This is a genomic window from Brochothrix campestris FSL F6-1037 (assembly GCF_000525915.1).
Classification (GTDB): Bacteria; Bacillota; Bacilli; order Lactobacillales; family Listeriaceae; genus Brochothrix; species Brochothrix campestris.
This window is the reverse complement of the sequence record NZ_AODH01000104.1, coordinates 1-678: the sequence shown is the minus strand read 5'-3', so window position 1 is coordinate 678 and position 678 is coordinate 1. Positions and strand designations below refer to the sequence as shown.

Genomic DNA, 678 nt, shown 5'->3' with positions numbered 1-678 from the left:
GCTCTTACACACCCTCACGGTGTGCGAATTGCGGCTTTAATAATAAAACAGTTAAACTCAGTAAACACGGAACTAAACTATCACGTATCACACTCCCTAAAACAAATAACCTTCCAACCTATCTCTTTTTAAAGAAGCAACGCTTCTTATGTAAAGGATGTAAAACAACCTTTATCGCTTCAACTTCGATGGTAAAACGAAATTGTTTTATCACCAAATGCATCATTCAAACACTAGCTGCCGAAGGGCAGTTTATTACTTCTGAAAAAGATATCGCTTTTAGACAGAGTGTTTCAACAACTACTGTTAATCGTGCTTTACACCAATGGTCTCCTCAATTCAAACCGAACTATCAAAGGCTTCCTCTACATCTTTCAATGGATGAATTCAAATCGGTAAAGAGTGCTGATAGTCAGATGAGTTTTATTTGCACTGATGCGAAAAAATATGAAATCATTGATATCCTCCCATCTAGAAGATTGCATCATCTCAGAGATTACTTTTCAAATTTCCGAAACAGGATTCTACTCGGATTCAATCATAAACGCATCGCTCCCAACTCGTAATTAATTGACTCTTTTACTGTCTTTTAATACGCGAGAGCCTCAATAATAAACGTGCAGCGTCATGACGTTTGTGAAGGCGACTCTAGCGGGAAAAGTGGCAGCTGAATACCCC

General features: G+C 38.3%; 1 protein-coding gene. It reads left to right on the top strand.

The window, feature by feature from the left end; translation table 11 throughout:
* Positions 1-566, top strand: a 566-nt coding sequence (locus BCAMP_RS12855; RefSeq protein ID WP_198015813.1) for a transposase family protein, incomplete at its 5' end; no start/stop codon positions are given.
* Positions 567-678: the final 112 nt, after the last annotated feature.